Annotated in this window: 19 protein-coding genes; 1 reads left to right on the forward strand and 18 read right to left on the reverse strand. The window is 43.1% G+C overall.

The window, feature by feature from the left end:
- Window positions 1–22: 22 nt before the first annotated feature.
- From VB077_RS06385 to guaB, 7 genes are all read right to left on the reverse strand, one after another.
- Window positions 23–1,252: a hypothetical protein gene (locus VB077_RS06385; protein WP_323414390.1), complete on the reverse strand. Its 1,230-nt coding sequence runs from the start codon at window positions 1,250–1,252 to the stop codon at window positions 23–25.
- A 112-nt stretch (window positions 1,253–1,364) separates the two neighbouring features.
- Window positions 1,365–2,417: a P1 family peptidase gene (locus VB077_RS06390; RefSeq protein WP_323414391.1), complete on the reverse strand. Its 1,053-nt coding sequence runs from the start codon at window positions 2,415–2,417 to the stop codon at window positions 1,365–1,367.
- 48 nt (window positions 2,418–2,465) lie between these two features.
- On the reverse strand, window positions 2,466–3,221 hold the full coding sequence (locus VB077_RS06395) for a hypothetical protein (RefSeq protein WP_323414392.1): 756 nt from the start codon (window positions 3,219–3,221) through the stop codon (window positions 2,466–2,468).
- Window positions 3,222–3,333: 112 nt separating this feature from the next.
- On the reverse strand, window positions 3,334–4,113 hold the full coding sequence (gene uppP, locus VB077_RS06400) for an undecaprenyl-diphosphatase UppP (RefSeq protein WP_323414393.1): 780 nt from the start codon (window positions 4,111–4,113) through the stop codon (window positions 3,334–3,336).
- Window positions 4,114–4,335: 222 nt separating this feature from the next.
- Window positions 4,336–4,917, reverse strand: a complete 582-nt coding sequence (locus tag VB077_RS06405; RefSeq protein WP_323414394.1) for a TetR/AcrR family transcriptional regulator — start codon at window positions 4,915–4,917, stop codon at window positions 4,336–4,338.
- Window positions 4,918–5,014: 97 nt separating this feature from the next.
- Entirely contained in the window at window positions 5,015–5,371 is a 357-nt protein-coding gene (locus VB077_RS06410; RefSeq protein ID WP_323414395.1) for a hypothetical protein, read from the reverse strand.
- A gap of 18 nt (window positions 5,372–5,389) precedes the next feature.
- The gene (gene guaB / locus VB077_RS06415; protein WP_323414396.1) at window positions 5,390–6,844 is read right to left on the reverse strand and encodes an IMP dehydrogenase; all 1,455 of its coding nucleotides are present in this window, start codon (window positions 6,842–6,844) and stop codon (window positions 5,390–5,392) included.
- 189 nt (window positions 6,845–7,033) lie between these two features.
- Between guaB and VB077_RS06420 the strand changes: the two genes are divergently transcribed.
- Window positions 7,034–7,540 carry an HD domain-containing protein gene (locus tag VB077_RS06420; protein ID WP_323414397.1) on the forward strand — a complete coding sequence of 169 codons (507 nt, stop codon included), beginning with the start codon at window positions 7,034–7,036 and terminating at the stop codon, window positions 7,538–7,540.
- A gap of 30 nt (window positions 7,541–7,570) precedes the next feature.
- Here the strand turns inward: VB077_RS06420 and VB077_RS06425 are convergent, their stop codons facing one another.
- The 11 genes from VB077_RS06425 to VB077_RS06475 form a co-directional block, all read right to left on the reverse strand.
- Complete coding sequence (locus VB077_RS06425) at window positions 7,571–7,858, reverse strand: translation initiation factor 2 (RefSeq protein WP_323414398.1); 288 nt, start codon at window positions 7,856–7,858, stop codon at window positions 7,571–7,573.
- A 62-nt stretch (window positions 7,859–7,920) separates the two neighbouring features.
- Window positions 7,921–9,087 carry an aminotransferase class I/II-fold pyridoxal phosphate-dependent enzyme gene (locus VB077_RS06430; protein WP_323414399.1) on the reverse strand — a complete coding sequence of 389 codons (1,167 nt, stop codon included), beginning with the start codon at window positions 9,085–9,087 and terminating at the stop codon, window positions 7,921–7,923.
- A 24-nt stretch (window positions 9,088–9,111) separates the two neighbouring features.
- Entirely contained in the window at window positions 9,112–9,963 is an 852-nt protein-coding gene (locus tag VB077_RS06435; RefSeq protein WP_323414400.1) for a PHP domain-containing protein, read from the reverse strand.
- A 37-nt stretch (window positions 9,964–10,000) separates the two neighbouring features.
- On the reverse strand, window positions 10,001–10,951 hold the full coding sequence (locus VB077_RS06440) for a dipeptidase (RefSeq protein WP_323414401.1): 951 nt from the start codon (window positions 10,949–10,951) through the stop codon (window positions 10,001–10,003).
- Between the two features lie 120 nt (window positions 10,952–11,071).
- A complete protein-coding gene (spoVS, locus tag VB077_RS06445) occupies window positions 11,072–11,332 on the reverse strand; it encodes a stage V sporulation protein SpoVS (RefSeq protein WP_006715678.1) in 261 nt (86 codons plus the stop codon).
- A gap of 139 nt (window positions 11,333–11,471) precedes the next feature.
- Complete coding sequence (locus tag VB077_RS06450; RefSeq protein ID WP_323414402.1) at window positions 11,472–12,254, reverse strand: TIGR00282 family metallophosphoesterase; 783 nt, start codon at window positions 12,252–12,254, stop codon at window positions 11,472–11,474.
- A gap of 177 nt (window positions 12,255–12,431) precedes the next feature.
- Window positions 12,432–13,982 (reverse strand): ribonuclease Y, encoded by a 1,551-nt coding sequence (gene rny, locus VB077_RS06455; protein WP_323414403.1) that lies wholly within the window; start codon window positions 13,980–13,982, stop codon window positions 12,432–12,434.
- A gap of 338 nt (window positions 13,983–14,320) precedes the next feature.
- A complete protein-coding gene (locus tag VB077_RS06460) occupies window positions 14,321–14,839 on the reverse strand; it encodes a regulatory protein RecX (protein ID WP_323414404.1) in 519 nt (172 codons plus the stop codon).
- Window positions 14,829–15,872 carry a recombinase RecA gene (gene recA / locus VB077_RS06465; protein ID WP_323414405.1) on the reverse strand — a complete coding sequence of 348 codons (1,044 nt, stop codon included), beginning with the start codon at window positions 15,870–15,872 and terminating at the stop codon, window positions 14,829–14,831. Before recA ends, VB077_RS06460 begins: the two co-directional genes overlap by 11 nt.
- Before the next feature lie 215 nt (window positions 15,873–16,087).
- Window positions 16,088–16,783, reverse strand: coding sequence for a TerC family protein (locus VB077_RS06470; RefSeq protein ID WP_323414406.1), 696 nt, complete (start codon window positions 16,781–16,783; stop codon window positions 16,088–16,090).
- Between the two features lie 144 nt (window positions 16,784–16,927).
- Complete coding sequence (locus tag VB077_RS06475) at window positions 16,928–18,517, reverse strand: DEAD/DEAH box helicase (protein ID WP_323414407.1); 1,590 nt, start codon at window positions 18,515–18,517, stop codon at window positions 16,928–16,930.
- Between the last annotated feature and the right edge of the window lies 1 nt (window position 18,518).

Consider the following 18,518-nt stretch of genomic DNA (forward strand, 5'->3'; position numbering starts at 1 on the left):
TTATACCATAACTTCCTTTAATTTAATACTCTATCAGCGAAGCATTGACATGACTGCGGCAGTTTAACTCATCTAAGCCACTTGCTTGCCAATGATCAGGTAAAGTCCAGATTGGGAACTGTTCCGGATTCTTCAGCCAGGACTGAAAGAGCCGCAGGTCTTCCTCGAGACTTACAGTCGTAAGCCAAATAATCTGCCCGTTCCACCGGATTCCCGAAGGTTTTAGCTTATTTGAACAGAGCAGATCACTATTTTTTAAAACACTGCTTAAGAGCAGAGAATGACTGGCACAGACCATCGCCTTTTCCAAAATCGGGAAAACAACGCTCAGCTGCCCATCTCCCAGAAAATAGAACCATTGACCTAATTCATTGACCCAATTTTCTCCCCGTTCTTTGGGCAGCCATGGCCATTCCCAGGGGATCCCCCAGAGGGAGCTGATAATCCCGCCTCCTTGACGCAAATAACGAGAAAGGATTTCCTTCGGCTTAAGTTCCCCACGCTTTTCCTTTCTTTCTAGGTGATCCAAAATAGAGGTTATAGTCTGACGGAATTCTTGATTTAATACTCCTGAAGCATCAACCCAACCTAAACACTGCCATTGTTTGCTGAGCATTGAATCACGTTCCCACTTTGCTTTGGTCATGATCTCAAATTTCTTTCCCTTGCGGCGGATTTCAGCGATTTCGAAATTTCCCCAGAGAAGGCTGATACTCAGGGGTTTAATGTCCACCCTGACTTGGCGATTAACTAATTCGTCAACATATCCTTTAACAACATCAAGCTGATACTGGGCTACCGGATTAAGTTCTTGACGCCATTTTTTCCAATCAAGACGTTCTTCCCCTAAAGCGGTTTGCAGGCTCTTTTGATTTATATTCTCCGGTATAAGGTAAAGGCTCGGTGTTAATTTTTCGCGCCAATAAACAGCATGAGCTTTTATAATACCTCCGAGCATATTTAAAGTTTGTAAGAAAAAAGGAGAAAAATCAGGGGCAACAAAATAGATGACGGTTTTGACACCATTGCTCAAACGGCTTCCCCATAACATACCTGCCAGTAGAAAATCCTCTTCTTTGGGGAGCTTCGCGCTCGCAATAATCCCTACACGCAGAGATGTTCCTCCGCCCAAATAATAATCAAACTGGCTCGGAAGTCGCCAGTTTTTCTTCTTTTCCGCGGGACATTCTTCAAAATTACTTGCGATAAAAATATCAGAATGAGTCGTCCAAACTGCTTGCCATCTCTCCACAATGAGATCCTCCCTTTGCTTTTGGTCACGTTTATTGTGTCATATTTCATATCTACGCGTTGAAGTCCCTTAAAATGACACAAGCAGAGGAAGATATCCCGAAACAATTCAATCATACCTTATTTAGCAAGCCCAAAACTTCTTTGATGGGTAGTGCATACCGAATTCTGTTATCTCTACCCTCCATGGTTTGGGCGAGAAAAAGAGCATTCCAAATACTCTCAGCTGATGCCTCAATAGCTGCTTGATAAAAGTCATCCATTTCAAAATCGGATACAATATCTTCATTTGCCGTACCTTGGGTACTCACCATAAGACAAAATTCTCCGCTTCCTGTACGAGAAATTCCTCCGGTTCTAGCCATTCCTAAAAAGGATCTCTCGGCAAGCTTAGTCAGCTGCCATCGTGTAAGAGGTGCATTCGTTATTCCGACAAGAATCAAAGAACCGGGACAGTACTTTTCTTCCACATGTGATAACAACAAACCGACAGGCACCCCATTGATCAGCAGATCCTTTAATAACCCGTAGTTGGCTAAGGCAAGGATCCCCAAGACATAATTTTTGTTTCTTAATCGGAGGATACGTGATGAGCTGCCAATCCCACCCTTAAGCTGGAATAAGGACATTCCGGTACCTGCCCCGACATTACCCTGGGGAACACTTTCATTATTTGCACGCCCTAAAGCGAGAATAGCATCAGCCGGTTTTACATGTCGGCCCCGAATATCGTTTAAATACGAATCATCACACTCAAAGACAACAAGGTTCGGAGTTCGAGCATCGTTTCCAATTTCCGGGTTCTCATTTAAGAGATGTGTCAATAGCCCTTCAGCTGCAGCATTTACGCTCAAGGTGTTCGTGAGGAGGATTGGTGAATTAAGAATTCCTGTTTCCAGAAGATAGGGAACCCCCATAGATTTTCCATAGCCGTTAAAAACAGAAATTCCTGCCCGGCATGGGTTTTGATACATATTTCCGGGATGCGGACGAATGGCTGTCACTCCTGTCCGTACAGGACCTTTACCGGGTACAAGAGCTCCTTCGCCCCTAATAATCGTTACATTTCCAATCAAAACCCCCGGAACATCACAGATATCGTTCTGTCTGCCCGGAGGCAGTTCTCCCATCCACAAGCCATATTCGCGCGGTTTTTTCCGTTCCAAATAAAATCCCCCCTAAGTCACCTTATGAATTGACTTAGGAGGGTATAACTAACTCCAAAGCTTAATTAGCTTTCCGATATTGATTAACTTGCTTGTAAAAGAAACGAGCATAAGGGCCAAGGGATAAGCACGTTTTGGTTCTTCGAAATGTCGTTCTAAAATGTTTTGACTAAAAAGTTCATCTACTTCAGCTTTGAACGAGGGTGAAAGAATTCCCAGTTCGATTATTAAATTAAACTGATCCCTTAAATCCCCTGAGGGTTCTTTTCCTTCTTTTTTAAGCACATGAGCTGTTATGCTTTTAAGGGCTTCGGCAATCTTAGGGATAAACTCATTATAACGGCCGCTTCGCAGGAGATCACATGCTTCTTCTAATTGCTGAGATATTTCATGAGGTAAATTCTCCGCATTTTGCAGTTTTTCCATTTTTTTTAGACATGGGCAAGTAAATTCGGATACAATTCGCTCATCCCGCGCCATTGCCGGCTCAACAAGACGCGATGGAGATATACTTGACATGGCTGCAAAAACTAACTTTCGTGCATCCTCTTCAGAATTTCCCCGATAAATCCAGCGTGTCCGCCCTAATTTTCGAACAGCTGCTTCTTCGGGTGTCAGAACTTTGAGATCAGAACATAATGGAACCGGAACTGTGAATTCAAGATACCATCCTTTGCGCCTTCTCCGGATTTTAAAAATCTTTTCAGTATGATGATAGAAAGCCACTCCATCTCTCACGGGACAACTTCTCAATCTCTGTCCTACCCATTCAAGAACTTTGTCCAGTTGGGCTTCAAATTCCATCAAACGTCCCCTCCTACCTTTCTCAATAATAGAAAGTTCGAGTTTTTTCTAAAAAATCCTCCTCTTTTTTCGCTTTTCTCTTATACTAAAATAATTTTTCCACTTTAAAGGGCTATCTTAAAAAATAAATAATAATAACCGTTATTCCTATAATAAAACGATATCCCACAAAAACCTTAAAATTGCTCGTCTTTAGATAACGGAGTAAAAATGAAATACTGAGAAGCCCTACAATGAAAGCAGTACAAATTCCTATCACAAAGGAAAGATTAATATCTGAGGGTTGAAGATGTCGGAGACTAAGAATACCCGCTCCTAAGATAATCGGTGTTGACATTAAAAATGAAAATCGTGCCGCATCTTCTCTTTTCAAACTAAGCAGCCGTGCAGCTGTCATTGTACTTCCGGCCCTTGAAACACCGGGAATGATCGCCAGTGCCTGTGATAGGCCAATCAATAAAGCTTCCATCAAAGTCATAGTTTCCAATGTCCGCAATTGACGCCTGTTATCAGCCCAATAGAGAATTAGACCTAAGAGAATAAGCATAATTCCAATTAAAAGCGGGGATCGAAAAACAGTAGCTGCTTTGTCTTCCAGCGCAAAGCCGATCAGTGCCCCGGGAATTGTCGCTATGACCAAATACCAAAATAAACGTTTCTCATTTGAAGGTTTTCGGCTTAACGCACCTTTAAATAAACTTATCCAATCCTTCCAGAAATAAAGAACTACTGCTAAGAGTGTCCCCATATGTAAAGCAACATCAAAGGTTATGCCCATGTAATTCCATCCAAATAACCAAGGAATTAAAACGAGATGGGCCGAACTGGAAATAGGGAGAAACTCTCCTAGGCCTTGGACAATTCCTAATATTACCGCTTGAAAAATGGTCATTTTTAGCCCCCCAATACATTTTATCCGATGACTAACCGCCACTAAGACTCCCAAGTGGGAGATAAGTGGCGCTAAGTCCCTGGATAAGTCAACTTAATTTCAGAAACAAGTGCGATAGTTCCACCGGAACTATCGGGAGTCAAAACTCCACCTAGAGTTTCCTATATCCCATATGTATATCCTAAGCAAAGGGCAATAGAACTCAATTAAAGCGTTAAAGTATTAAGCTTTCATTTTTTGTTCAGATAACCCTTCCAGAAATAAGCTAATGATCCTCTCCATTTCTTCTTTTAGATTTCCGTCCTGCGTAACATGCCAATGAATAAAGTGCTGAAGGACCATCCCTTCCAAACTTTCGGCTAAAAAGTCCGGATCAAAACGATCTGAAATCTCCCCTTCCCGTTGTCCAAGATTTATAACCCCGATTATCCCATAATGAAGTCCTTTATCCAATTCCGCATAATCTCTCTGTTTAATAGTAATCCAAGCCATTTCCCGCTCATGAATCATAAAATCCGCCCAAGCTTCAAGAAAAGTGGATAACCGCTCGCGGACCGTATGACTCTGGGTAAGTCGTCCCTGCCGAATCATTTCCTGATAACGGCGTCGCGAAAATTCAAGAACCACCGCTTCCTTCGATTCAAAATAATTATAGAATGTCCCTTTGCCGACATCTGCCTGCTGAGTAATTTGCTCAATCGAAGTTATTTCATAACCCCGGGTATGAAAAAGATGAAGGGCTGTGTTATAGAGTCGTTCATAAGTCTCCTGTTTTTTACGCTCACGCCTTGAGATTTCAGTCATAAAAATGCCCCCTTTTTCAGCATATGTTATCTGACTATTGTAATCAATTCGTCAATACCCATATTTTTCCTTCTGAAAAAGGGGGACTTATTTTTCTTTATCTAACGGCACGCTTTCCAACAAGAATACCTGTATAAATCCATAGGCACATGCTTATAAAATCCACCCCAACGTACCCAATCTCAATTGACTGTCCTCCCACAAAAGCCAACCCATACGTCAAGCAGTTAAACAAAAACCCTGTCAGAAAAACATCCCGTAAGCGGCTTCTCGCACTGAAATATCCCGCCATAAATCCTGCCGGATAAAATATTGCAAAATTGAATACAATCTGCGTGGCAAACGATAGTTCAGTAAAATATCCGCTCCAGAATAAATAAAAGGCAAACATAAGTAGACCCAAATGCCAGGGCTTTAGAGTTCGGATAGGCTCCTGAGAGGTCCCATAATTCAAAACCGTTAACCTCCTGATTTAGAGACTATAATTTGGGGATTCTTTTGTAATCGTGACATCATGAGGGTGACTTTCCCTGAGTCCGGCCGCCGTCATCCGGATAAAGCGGCTTTCCTTACGTAAGACTTCAAGGTTCTCTGCCCCGCAATAGCCCATACCGGCACGCAGTCCGCCCAACATTTGATAAACTGTGTCCGCCAAAGATCCTTTGTAGGGAACTCTGCCTTCGATTCCCTCGGGAACCAGTTTTTGATTTTTCTCTTGGAAATACCGATCAGTGCTGCCGGCCTTCATTGCCGCAATAGAACCCATTCCTCGATATACCTTAAAACTGCGGCCTTGATAAATTTCGGTATCCCCGGGGCTTTCTTCCGTTCCGGCAAAGAGGCTGCCAATCATCACCGTATTAGCCCCCGCCGCTAAAGCCTTGACAATATCTCCCGAAAATTTAATTCCACCGTCTCCGATGATTGGAATTCCATGCTTGCTTCCTTCCTCGGCACAATTCATGATCGCTGTAATTTGAGGTACCCCAATTCCCGCGATAACCCGGGTTGTGCAAATTGACCCCGGTCCGATTCCTACCTTAACGGCATTAGCCCCGGCCTCAATCAATGCACGCGTTGCTTCCGCCGTCGCAACATTACCCGCTATAATCTGTAATTCCGGAAAAGCATCACGCAATTCTTTAATCTTGCGGAGAACGCCGCCGGAGTGACCGTGTGCCGTATCAAGCACAATGACATCCGCACCTGCTTTGTACAGAGCTTCGGCTCTCTCCAATGTATCTGCAGTAACACCGACTGCTGCTCCTGCTCTTAAACGGCCTCTCTCATCTTTTGTCGAATTAGGATATTGACGTGCTTTTTCTATATCCTTAATTGTGATTAATCCCTTGAGATAGCCTTGATCATCAATAATCGGCAATTTTTCAATACGATGATTCGCCAGGATTTCTTTGGCATGTTCCAAGGTTGTCCCTACGGGTGCCGTTATTAAGTTATCTTTGGTCATGACCTCGCCAATCGTGCGTTGATAATCTTTTTCGAAGCGCAGATCGCGATTAGTTAGAATTCCGACCAGTTTCCCCTCGACCGTAATCGGTACGCCCGAAATCCGATAGTGAGCCATTAAGTCTAAACAATTCTGAATCTTATCATCAGGATGTAAGAAAATAGGATCGGTAATAACCCCATGCTCAGAACGTTTTACCTTGTCCACTTCCGTAGCCTGCTGCTTAATGCTCATATTCTTATGAATAATTCCAATTCCGCCTTCACGAGCTATGGCAATAGCCATCCGAGCATCCGTAACCGTATCCATACCCGCACTCATCAAAGGTATATTTAGTTTAATTTTAGGGGTCAGATACGTACTGATATCGACATCACGCGGGAGCACTTCTGATTTCGCCGGCACAAGCAAGACATCATCAAACGTTAACCCTTCTCCGATAATTTTATCTGCAAACATATTGAACTCCTTTCGAATGTTTTCTCAATAGTATATCAGAATATCGACTAATTTAGAAGTATTTTTTGTACAAAGACGTAATATGTTGTACCTAGTCGAATGGGTATTTCATTGCTTCTCATTTTAATAAAGATTATGATATATTGGAATGAGTACTAAATGGACACACGCAACGCTTGGAGGTATACAATGTTTTATCGTGTTCGGCAATTTTACGATGGCTTATTTCCCCGGATAAGCTCAAAAGATCTTCAGCTTGTCCATTCTTTTCTATCCGGGGCATTGCTTCACCTATTCCAATCTCAATCCCCGGCTGACCAACGACACGCTCTTGACGTTGCTATAGAATTACTGCAAAAGCATGATAGTTTATCTCCTTCTCAAGAAAGAAGCTTAATTCAAGCTGCTCTTCTCCATGATTGCGGTAAAATCCGCTACCCTTTAAAAATATGGCAAAGAGTATATATCGTCTTAAGCGCTAAGCTTCCTTACCCGGCTCAGGAATTTCTTAAAGGGCTCACAAAGTACCGATCCTTATCATTCCCATTAATTTTAGCTCAACAGCATCCTAAATGGGGAGCAACGCTTGCCGCTGAGGCCGGACTTTCGAAAGAGGCTGTCGAGCTCATCCTTAACCATCATAATCCTTGTTCAGATGCCGGTGAATTACTCAACATAGTGGATAACCGCCACTAAAGATAAGAGAAGGCTTAACTTAAAACTAAGTTAAGCCTTCTCTTGCTGTTCTTCAATTCTTTCCTGAAGTTCAATTATTTCACGATTCTTTGAAAAAATCCATTTGGCAAATCGTGTATTATCCCGTTGCAAGCGAACGTTTTCCTTTTCCAGTTTGTGAACCAGGGCAACTTTTTCCCGTTCAACTTTTTCGAGCAGGTTCATTAACACCCTCCGGCTCACTCTTAAGTGTTCAATTCGCTGCTCTAATTCACCGACCCGGAGCTTAGTCAATCGTAGCTCTTCACGGAGATTTTTTAATTCTTCTTGGCTATCCAAGATGCACACCCCCGGCAATACCTTATAATTCTTTTTTATATTCTATGCCAGGGAAAAGGGATTTAATCCTTGGAGTTTAAAAACTCTTGCACTCTCCTTACTCCTTCTCGTAAAACATCTTCTTCTTGAACCAGAGCAATCCGAACGAACCCCTCGCCGTGCTCGCCAAAAGCTATACCCGGCACAACGATCACACCCGCCCCGCGCGCAAGATCTACTGCAAACGACAGCGAGTCCTGCTTTGTCGGGACAGGGGCCCAAATAAACATAGAACCCTTCGGAACAGGCATCTCCCAACCCGCTTCCGCGCATCCTTGGATCCAGATATCTCTCCTCTTTTGGTAGGTTGCACGCGTCTCTTCGACTTGAGGTTGATGTGTGCTTAAGGCATAGGAACCCGCTTTCAAAACAGGACAGAATATACCGTAATCGATATTTGACTTCAGCTCACTCAGGGCTTCGATAATCTCAGGATTGCCTACAACAAACCCTAGACGTGCTCCCGCAAAGTTATAAGTTTTGGATAAAGAATGGAACTCTATCCCCACCTTTTTTGCTCCTTCAGCTTGTAGGAAGCTTACAGGACGATAGCCGTCAAATGCCAGTTCAGAATATGCTACATCATGACATATAACAAGATCGTAGGTTTGGGCAAACTGAACGACTTTGTTAAATAATTCTAATGAGGCAACCGCTGCCGTCGGATTGTTCGGATAGTTCAAGACCATTATTTTTGCTTTTTTAGCGATTTGGGGATCAATCGACTCTAAATCAGGTAAAAAATTATTTTCTTTTAACAGGGGTAAAGACACTTTCTGACCACCCGCAAGAACAAGGCCGGCAGTATAGATGGGATAGCCTGGGTCCGGTATAAAAGCCAGGTCGCCGGGATCAGTTAGGGCCAGGAAAATATGTGCCAGTCCATCTTGAGAGCCCATCAACGGAAGAACTTCAGATTCCGGATCCAAGCTCACTCCAAATCGTTTCATATACCAATTGGCGCAGCTTTCCCTAAATTCCCTCGTTCCCCGTGTCAATGTATATCCGTATTGAGATCCATCCAATGCGGCCTCACTCAATACTTTCCTCACTTCGAGCGAAGGCGCCCTATCCGGGCTGCCAATGCTTAAATTGATCAGATTTTTCCCTTGCGACTGTAATTCTAATTTCAGATTGTCCATTTCCGTAAAGACTGAAGCTCCCAGTCCTTGGAGTCGCTGTGCTTTCATTTCTTTTCCTCCTGTTCTTGCTTCTTATCTTTTTGAAGTGATGGCTAATTCGCGGATTTCCTCGGTAACCTCGTAGGATACCCCCCAGCCCCCCAGCTTAACTCCGGGCTTACATTCTTCTCCATGAAAATCCGAACCACCGGTCATGATAAGACGATATAGCTTTGCCAGCGAACGGTAATGCTGTTCATCTTCAGGGGTATGATCAGAATGGCTCACTTCTATTCCTTGCAGACCTGCTTTAACCCATGGCAAAATTTGATGATCAAGTTGATTGATACCCGGATGGGCTAAAACAGCTACTCCTCCCGCTGTTCGGATAAGATTAATTCCTTCCTCAGGCGTAAGTTTCAAATGAGGAACATAAGCGGGAGCTCCTGTGCCGATGTATTGATCAAATGCTTCCTTGATCGTCTCGACATATCCTCGCTGCACAAGCACTTGCGCAACATGCGGGCGTCCGATCGATTCCCCTTGAGCGATTGCTTTAATTTCTTCCGGTGCGATTTTTACATTCATATCGTGCAAACGCCCCAAAATCTTGATTATCCGGTTACTTCTACCCTCACGCAGTTCACGAAGCTTCTCCTGAAACGGAATTGATTCACCTGAGGGCTCATAACCGAGAATATGAACTTCAATGCCGTTCCAATCCGTATTCAATTCAATCCCGCGCAGAATCTCCACGTCTAACTCTTCACCCGCGGCTACAGCCTCATTCCATCCACTGATCGTATCATGATCTGTAATACCAACAGCCTTTAGACCGAGCTTAGAAGCAGCTTGGACAAGCTCCCTTGGTGTCAATAAACCATCTGATGATGTCGTGTGACAATGCAAATCAGCTTCTGGAAATCTTGAAGATTTTCCCGTCATTCCGTAACCTCACTTCTAAAAATCCAACCCATGATTTTTATTTTATCACGTCTCCCAATAAACGCCTAAAATTCTTAAAAAAGATTTGTTCAATTTCATCTTTATTAAAACCTGCCAAAAGTAAGGCTTCAGCTAAATTCGGATATTTTGCGGCGTTTTCCAAACCCCTGGGAGCTTGATCAATTCCGTCAAAATCTGACCCTATGCCAATCGTTTCCACCCCGGCTACCTCGGCGATATGGGCAATGTGTTGTACCACATGCTCTAAGCTGCCCTCTCCCTTTTCTGTTAAAAAACGCGAATAAAAATTTACGCCTACTATTCCGTGGTTGCGGGCCAATGCTTTCAATTGTTCATCCCTTAAATTGCGTGGATGGGGGCAAAGCGCGTAAGAACAAGAATGAGAAGCAATAATAGGAGCATTGCTCAGTTCTAAAACATGATAAAATCCCGCTTCGTTGAGATGTGATACATCGATCACCATTCCTAATTCATTCATCCGCTTAATTACATTTTGGCCTAAACGTGTCAATCCGCTGTTTGTCTGTTCTCCTGCGCCGTCAGCAAGTGCATTCCGTTGATTCCAAGTGAGTCCCAATGCCCTTACTCCCAGTTCATAAATAATATCCAGCATAAACAGACTTTCTCCCAGAATCTCTCCGCCTTCAACACTGAGCAAAAGTCCGAGTTTATTGGGATTAGGAAGTAAGTTCAAATCTACTTGGTTGTGAATCATAAAAACGTGATCCGGATTCTCCGCAACGAACCGCTTTACAGCATGAATCAACTCCAGACCTCTTCGCGTTGAGGAGTCAGGCTTAAACTCACTTTCAATAAAGCAAGCCATTATTTGTAAGGCCATACCTCCGGCCTTGGCACGTTCTAAGTCCCAATGTCCACCCTCTGTTCCCGATTTAAGCGTTCTTTTCCCTTGAATATAGTCTCCTATACTATCACAGTGTCCATCAATTACCCACGGTTTATACAAAGCTACTCCCCCCATACGGCAAAATATATGATATATTCGCGGCGCACAAATAAATAAAAAAATAAAGAAAGCACCTGCAGGCCAACGCAAGCAGGTGCTTTTTCTTCTCTCCCTCTGAGATTAACGGGGTTCAACGATAAGTTTTATCGCCGTTCTTTCTTCTCCGTCAATTTGAATGTCCGTGAAAGCCGGAATACAAATGAGATCTACTCCGCTTGGAGCTACAAATCCTCTTGCAATAGCAACCGCTTTAACAGCCTGATTCAGTGCTCCTGCACCTATGGCTTGTAATTCTGCACCGCCTCTTTCACGGAGTACACCAGCCAGAGCTCCTGCTACGGAATTTGGGCTTGATTTAGCTGAGACTTTTAAAACATCCATGTACGACAACCTCCTGTTCACTTTCGCTGACATGTATTTCCACTATACTCCTAAGATATTCTATCTTGATGAAGAAATTCCTCTTTTTGTCAACGTAATTTTTCAGATTTTTTCGTCATGGATATTTATTCCTTTTCAATTATGCCGTTGCCGTTATTTGAATAGGTATAATTTGAAGCGCCCTGCCTGTATTATCATCGACATTTATCACAACGGCATTGATTTGAATTGGGCCAGAAGCCGCTTCGAATTTGACCGGCATCTGGGTTAGAAAACGCTTGATTATAAGCTCTTTTTTTACCCCCAGAACAGAATCACGAGGTCCTGTCATGCCGACATCTGTGATATAGGCTGTCCCGTGCTCTAACAGTCTCGCATCTGCAGTCTGCACATGGGTATGCGTACCTAGGACAGCCGTAACTTTGCCATCTAGGAACCAACCTAACGCAATCTTTTCTGACGTGGCTTCCGCATGAAAATCTACAAGGATAATATTCGTTTCTTTGGCTAGTTCGTTGATCCATCGAATGCTTATACTAAAGGGGTCATCTAATGACGGCAGATAAACTCGTCCGGAGAGATTAAGAACACCAACTTTTTTTCCGGCAACCCGAATAATCCCATATCCTTTGCCCGGAGCCCCGAGAGGATAATTTGCCGGGCGTATTAGGCGGGGTTCTTCATCAATGAAACTGACAGCGCTTTGTTGATCCCATACATGATTACCCATCGTTAAGAAATCGATGCCTGCCGCATAGAGTTCATTTGCTATGGCCCGTGTTATTCCCTTTCCCCCAGCGGCGTTCTCGCCATTAGCAATTGTAAGATCTACTTTATATTTCTCCTTTAAATCCTTAAGAAAAACCCGGATCGCACTACGACCCGGATTTCCATAAATATCACCAATAAATAAGATATTCAATCAGAGTCACCCTCTTTATCTTCTAACTTCGTATAGTGTAGGCAAATTATATCTTCTCTAAACTTTAAGTTTAGTGGCTTGATATACTATTCGTTATGTTTCGTCATTAGTCCTGCAAATTTAAAGCAGGCGATATCATCGCCTGCTCAATTCTCGATGTAAGACTAATTACCTTAGCTATTTAGCATAATCAACAGCACGTGTCTCCCGAATAACGACCACTTTTATCTGTCCGGGATATTCAAGTTCTTCTTCGATTCGTTTGCTAATTTCATGCGCCATACGCGGAGCTAAAACATCGTCTACTTTGTCTGGTTTCACGATAATTCTGATTTCACGACCAGCCTGGATTGCATAAGATTTTTCAACACCTTCAAACGTATCCGCGATCTCCTCTAGCTTTTGTAAGCGTTTAATATAAGATTCTAGAGTTTCACGCCGAGCTCCCGGACGGGCAGCTGAAACTGCATCTGCAGCTGATACCAAAACCGCAACAATCGTCTTAGCTTCAACATCGCCATGATGAGCTTCAATCGCATGAATAACATCAGTAGATTCTTTGTACTTTTTCGCGAGATCAACGCCGATTTCAACATGCGTTCCTTCTGTATCATGGTCAACGGCTTTTCCGATATCATGCAATAAGCCGGCACGTTTAGCAAGCTGTACATCGACTCCAAGTTCTGCAGCCATCAAACCTGCCAGATGAGAAACCTCGATAGAATGCTTAAGCACATTTTGTCCATAGCTTGTCCTGAACTTTAATCTTCCCAAGAGTCTGACGAGTTCAGGATGTAATCCATGCACTCCCGTATCAAAGGTTGCCTGCTCACCCTCTTCACGGATTTTCTGCTCAACTTCTTTCTGAGCTTTTTCAACCATTTCTTCAATCCGTGCGGGATGAATTCGGCCATCAGCAATCAGTTTTTCCAAAGCGATACGGGCAACTTCCCTTCGAATGGGATCAAACCCGGAAAGTATAACAGCCTCCGGAGTGTCATCAATGATTAGGTCAATACCTGTTAAGGTTTCAAGTGTTCGGATATTCCGACCCTCACGGCCAATGATTCTTCCTTTCATCTCATCGCTGGGCAGAGCAACAACAGAAACAGTGGTTTCTGCTACATGATCCGCGGCACAACGTTGAATGGCCATTGAAATAATATTCTTTGCCCTTTTCTCGGCTTCTTCCTTAGCCCGAGTTTCAATCTCTTTTATCATAATTGCGGATTCGTATTGAACTTCCTGTTCTACATTATGCAAAAGGATTTGTTTTGCCTCTTCAGTCGAAAGGCCGGATATTCGTTCTAATTCTTCCTTTTGCTTTGCAACTGTCTCACTAAGAGTTTCGCGCAGACTATCGGCTTCCTCTTCTTTGCGGCGGAGATTTTCTTCCTTACGTTCGAGAGTCTCCATTTTACGGTCCAGTGTTTCTTCTTTTTGTGTAATCCGACGTTCCAAGCGTTGAACTTCAGAGCGACGCTCCCGGACCTCTTTTTCTGCATCATTGCGAATTTGCATTACTTCTTCTTTAGCAGCAACAACTAACTCTCGACGTTTGGCTTCCGCCGTTACCTGTGCATTATCAACGATATGTTTTGCTTCTTCTTCGGCAGAACCGATTACTTTCTCTGCCGTATTTTTACGAACGATCCACCCTACAAAGCCACCTATGCCAAGTGCAAATATCACCAGCACTCCAGATACGATAATACCTGTAACCCCCAAGTGGATTTCACCTCCCTTGTTCTTGTGATATATTCAATTAATTAACTCGAAATAATAGAAAAAAACTGGATTTGACGCCAGTTTCGATAAAAATACCCCTATGAGCAGACAAATCCTAAAATTCGTCCCCTATTCCTACAAACCCAAACGCGCTAGCTAAAAACCCTCCATATTTTATACTAACAACGATGAAATCTATAAGAAAACCATAAAGGTCATTTACGTAAACAGGCTTCTTAGTTGAGTTTAATATCTTTTGAAAAAATTGTCAAGAATCTCCTCCACACTGCGGCTTTCAGAGGTTTTGTGAATACACTTAAAATAGTTTAGCAGATAGTTTAGTTCCATCCCGATGACTCTTCAAGCGCTTGGCGAATAACTTGCTGGGGATATCCTTTGATCATGAGTTTCTGCCCGATTTTTTGTTTAAGAAAAACTTCCCGAGGAATATAAGCATATGTTTTTTTATATTGATATGTTTTATCCCAACGCCTGCTTTCCTCAGACCACATTTTCTTAGCTAAATTAGTACACTGATCTAACTCCCGTTCCGGTTCGTATAAATCTTGTAATACCTCTTTGACAAGCTCCGGGGCAATACCGCGCCGCAGCAGCTCCTGGTTTACTCTCTTCTGAGAATAGCTGGCTAATTTTGTTTGTGCAAAAGAAAGAGCCACATTTCTGTCATTAATATATCCCCAGCCTTCGACTCTTTCTATAGTCTCAATAATTTCCGCTTCACTGTAGCCTTTCCTCTCAAGGCGGGATATTAGTTCATAGCGCGTTAAAGCTCTTCTGCTCAGGTAAGTCAGGGCAGCATCAAGCGCACTTCGCTGACTGATGATCTTATTCTTCATCACCTTGTCCCGGTTCCGGAGTATCATCTGAAGAAGGCGCTGTGGCCGTATTATTGAGCCGAATCTTTTCTTCGATTTCCTTTGCAATATCCGGATGCTGCTTCAAGTATTCTTTAGCATTTTCTCTGCCCTGGCCTAAACGTTCCCCATTATAAGAATACCATGCACCCGATTTATTGACGATGTCCATGTCAGTACCGACATCAATAATGCTTCCTTCACGGGAAATACCTTCACCATACATGATGTCAAATTCTGCGGTTTTAAACGGAGGAGCGACTTTATTCTTAACAACCTTAACCTTTGTACGATTGCCAATCATATCTTGACCCTGTTTCAAGGTTTCTGCCCGCCGAACCTCCATCCGGATCGTTGCATAGAATTTTAACGCTCTGCCGCCCGTTGTTGTTTCGGGATTGCCAAACATTACTCCGACTTTTTCACGGATTTGGTTAATAAAAACAACTGCAGTATTGCTTTTACTGATGGCGCCGGTCAATTTACGCAAGGCTTGGGACATCAGACGGGCATGCAGTCCTACGTGAGAATCGCCCATTTCCCCTTCAATTTCAGCCCGCGGAACAAGTGCGGCTACGGAGTCGATAACAACCACATCGACCGCACCGCTCCGTACCAATGCTTCACAAATCTCTAAACCTTGTTCTCCGGTATCAGGCTGGGATATGAGCAGATTATCAATGTTTACTCCAAGTGCCTTCGCATATACGGGATCAAGGGCATGCTCTGCATCAATAAATGCAGCAGTCCCGCCCATTTTTTGGGCCTCCGCAATAATATGTAAGGCGACAGTAGTTTTCCCCGAGGATTCCGGTCCATAAATTTCAATGATTCTTCCCCTCGGTATTCCTCCAACTCCCAAAGCTATATCCAGAGATAAGGCACCCGTTGGGATAACATCGACTGCCATCTTCGCACTCGCTTCTCCCAATCTCATAATGGAACCCTTACCAAACTGCTTTTCAATCTGGCTTAAAGCCATATCTAGAGCCTTTAGCTTGTCAGCCCCTGCCATTGATCTTCCTCCTTTAACCGAAATATAAACACATAAACCTAATAACAAAACATTTGTTCGATTTTAATTATACTTTATCCTTAATCCTTGTCAATCTCTTTTCCGGGATAATACAATCTACGACAAAATACTGTAATAATAGTGAAAGAGATTAAAATTTAATAGAAAAGCCTCCCCAAAGCAGGATTTACCTTCGGGAGGCATTTGAATATAAACTACGCTATTTTATTTTGAATATCTTTTTGTCCCTTAGATTTAGAATTATTTTTCTTCTTTAGAATATTTCCAATAACAATAACCCCGATCGCCAAAACACCCGGAATCAAATAATTGAGAATGGCTGTTTTTGTTAAAAAACTAAAAAATGAGTCATTCAAGATCATGCCGCCGGCTGTCCAACCCAAAAGGCCGGCTCCCAGAGAAATTAGCCACGTCCATTTCTTCATAAGTTTTGAAATAATCGTACTGCCGAAAATAACAACCGGAATACTAATCATTAAACCAAAGATTAAGAGCAATATATTCCCTTTGGATGCCCCTGCAACAGCGAGTACATTATCTAAACTCATTAGGAAATCCGCAAAAATAATCGTTTGAATGGCTTCCCCAAGACTTCCCGCTGCTTGAATATTTTCATCATTTTCATTGCCCCTAAGAAGGTTTATCGCAATCACGATCAGCAAGATACCGCCAATCGCCTGAACAAAAGGCAGTTTTAAGACCATTACAGCAATCGATGCTAAGATAATCCTAAGGGTGACTGCGCCAAAAGTTCCCCAAAAGATTCCTTTCTTTCGATCCTTGTCGTTTAAACGCAGTGTCGCTAAGGCTATAACTACAGCATTATCTCCGCTTAATACTAAATCGATGGCAACAATACTCAGTACTCCACCTAAAAGTCCTGCATCCATTTAATGTTCCATCCCTTTATTTACGATTTCCTGACTATATATCATATCATTTTCCCACTTAATTGTCGAATAAACAATCGGACAGCAGTACTCTGTACCCAGAGTACTGCTGTCCTAAAATCATAAGCTTATCTATTTGGAAATTTACCGTGCTTTGGCAGGTTCAACATTAACCTTCCGACCTTTGATGAAATTCTGATGCATACAACTCAAAACTCGATTTGCATACTCCTCCGGTACTTCAACAAAAGTAAACTTATCATAAATATTGATCATGCCAATAATATTTCCGGGTATACCGCTTTCATCGGCAATCCAGCGAACAATATCTTGCGGTCTGATCTGTTGAAGCCGGCCAATGTTCATAAACAGACGGACCATTCCCGGAGCAGCTCCTGTATTTCCAAAGTTAAATTCTTCTTCTTCGTCAACACGTTCATCGGCTCCCTCTACTGCATATTTCAAGGCGGCAGCCGCAACGTCGATTGAATCATATTCTTCAAGCAAGGCACTCACGATCGGTCGATACGTTGCTAAATTATCCTTTTGGATTAGCTTAACAAGCTGTTCTTTGAGGTTATCTGCTTGTCTTTCACTTACATCAGCTAACGAAGGCAGTTCCTGACGGACAATACGCGTCTTTATCAAGCGCTCAATCAGGCGTAGTTGACGATATTCACGGGAAGTAATCAGTGTTATGGCTTGCCCTTTTCTTCCGGCCCGGCCTGTCCTGCCGATCCGGTGAACATAGGATTCGGGATCTTGAGGAATATCAAAGTTGATAACATGGGTTACATTATCAATATCCAAACCTCGGGCTGCGACATCAGTTGCCACAAGCAACTCAATCTTCCCATCCCGGAAACGTTTCATAACGCGATCCCGTTGTTGTTGACTTAAATCTCCATGCAAAGCATCCGCAAAATATCCCCGTGCTTCTAAACTGGCGACAAGCTCGTCGACCCCGCGCTTTGTCCTGCAGAAAATAATCGCTTGACCGATATCTTCCATATCGATAATACGGCAAAGGGCATCGACTTTAATTTTCTCCCGTGTCTCGTAATAAACTTGTTCAATGAGCGGAACTGTTAATTCGTCCCGACTGACCGCAATAGATTTGGGAGTTTTCATGTAATGTTGAGCTAATTTACGGATAGCCGGCGGCATCGTTGCCGAAAACAGCATCACTTGACGTTCTTCTTGGGGAACTTCCTTTAGAATATTCTCGATATCCTCGACAAAACCCATGTCAAGCATTTCGTCCGCTTCATCGAGAACAACCGTTTTGACATATTGCAGTTTTAAGGTACCCCGCTTCAAATGATCGAGGATCCGTCCGGGCGTACCCACAACGACCTGACTTCCAAAGCGAAGAGCTCGGATCTGGCGATCGATCGATTGTCCCCCATAAATCGGGAGAATCTTAACGTGTCGGTATTTACCAATCTTGGCAAGCTCTTCAGATACTTGCACGGCCAGTTCCCGTGTTGGACTCAGAATAATAGCCTGAACAGCCTGAAATTTGGGATTCGCCCTTTCAATAATGGGAATACCAAAAGCTGCGGTTTTACCTGTTCCTGTCTGAGCTTGTCCAATTAAGTCTACACCTTCAAGTGCTAGAGGAATCGCTTCCTTCTGAATTGGTGAAGGCTCCTCAAAACCCATTTCTGAAAGCGATTGTAAAACCTGTTTGCTTAAAGCGATTTCTCCGAAGGATTGTAAACGTTCAACCATA

Source organism: Desulfitobacterium sp., from assembly GCF_034927245.1.
In the GTDB taxonomy this organism is placed as follows: domain Bacteria; phylum Bacillota; class Desulfitobacteriia; order Desulfitobacteriales; family Desulfitobacteriaceae; genus Desulfitobacterium_A.

What these genes read in the sequence shown, in the direction of transcription:
- VB077_RS06460 (WP_323414404.1), bottom strand. Translation starts at nt 14,839, where the DNA reads ATGAAGAATAAGATCATCAGTCAGCGAAGTGCGCTTGATGCTGCCCTG.
- VB077_RS06395 (WP_323414392.1), bottom strand. Translation starts at nt 3,221, where the DNA reads ATGGAATTTGAAGCCCAACTGGACAAAGTTCTTGAATGGGTAGGACAG.
- VB077_RS06405 (WP_323414394.1), bottom strand. Translation starts at nt 4,917, where the DNA reads ATGACTGAAATCTCAAGGCGTGAGCGTAAAAAACAGGAGACTTATGAA.
- guaB (WP_323414396.1), bottom strand. Translation starts at nt 6,844, where the DNA reads ATGTTTGCAGATAAAATTATCGGAGAAGGGTTAACGTTTGATGATGTC.
- VB077_RS06435 (WP_323414400.1), bottom strand. Translation starts at nt 9,963, where the DNA reads ATGACGGGAAAATCTTCAAGATTTCCAGAAGCTGATTTGCATTGTCAC.
- VB077_RS06475 (WP_323414407.1), bottom strand. Translation starts at nt 18,517, where the DNA reads ATGGTTGAACGTTTACAATCCTTCGGAGAAATCGCTTTAAGCAAACAG.
- VB077_RS06430 (WP_323414399.1), bottom strand. Translation starts at nt 9,087, where the DNA reads ATGAAAGCACAGCGACTCCAAGGACTGGGAGCTTCAGTCTTTACGGAA.
- VB077_RS06470 (WP_323414406.1), bottom strand. Translation starts at nt 16,783, where the DNA reads ATGGATGCAGGACTTTTAGGTGGAGTACTGAGTATTGTTGCCATCGAT.
- VB077_RS06420 (WP_323414397.1), top strand. Translation starts at nt 7,034, where the DNA reads ATGTTTTATCGTGTTCGGCAATTTTACGATGGCTTATTTCCCCGGATA.
- recA (WP_323414405.1), bottom strand. Translation starts at nt 15,872, where the DNA reads ATGGCAGGGGCTGACAAGCTAAAGGCTCTAGATATGGCTTTAAGCCAG.
- uppP (WP_323414393.1), bottom strand. Translation starts at nt 4,113, where the DNA reads ATGACCATTTTTCAAGCGGTAATATTAGGAATTGTCCAAGGCCTAGGA.
- spoVS (WP_006715678.1), bottom strand. Translation starts at nt 11,332, where the DNA reads ATGGATGTTTTAAAAGTCTCAGCTAAATCAAGCCCAAATTCCGTAGCA.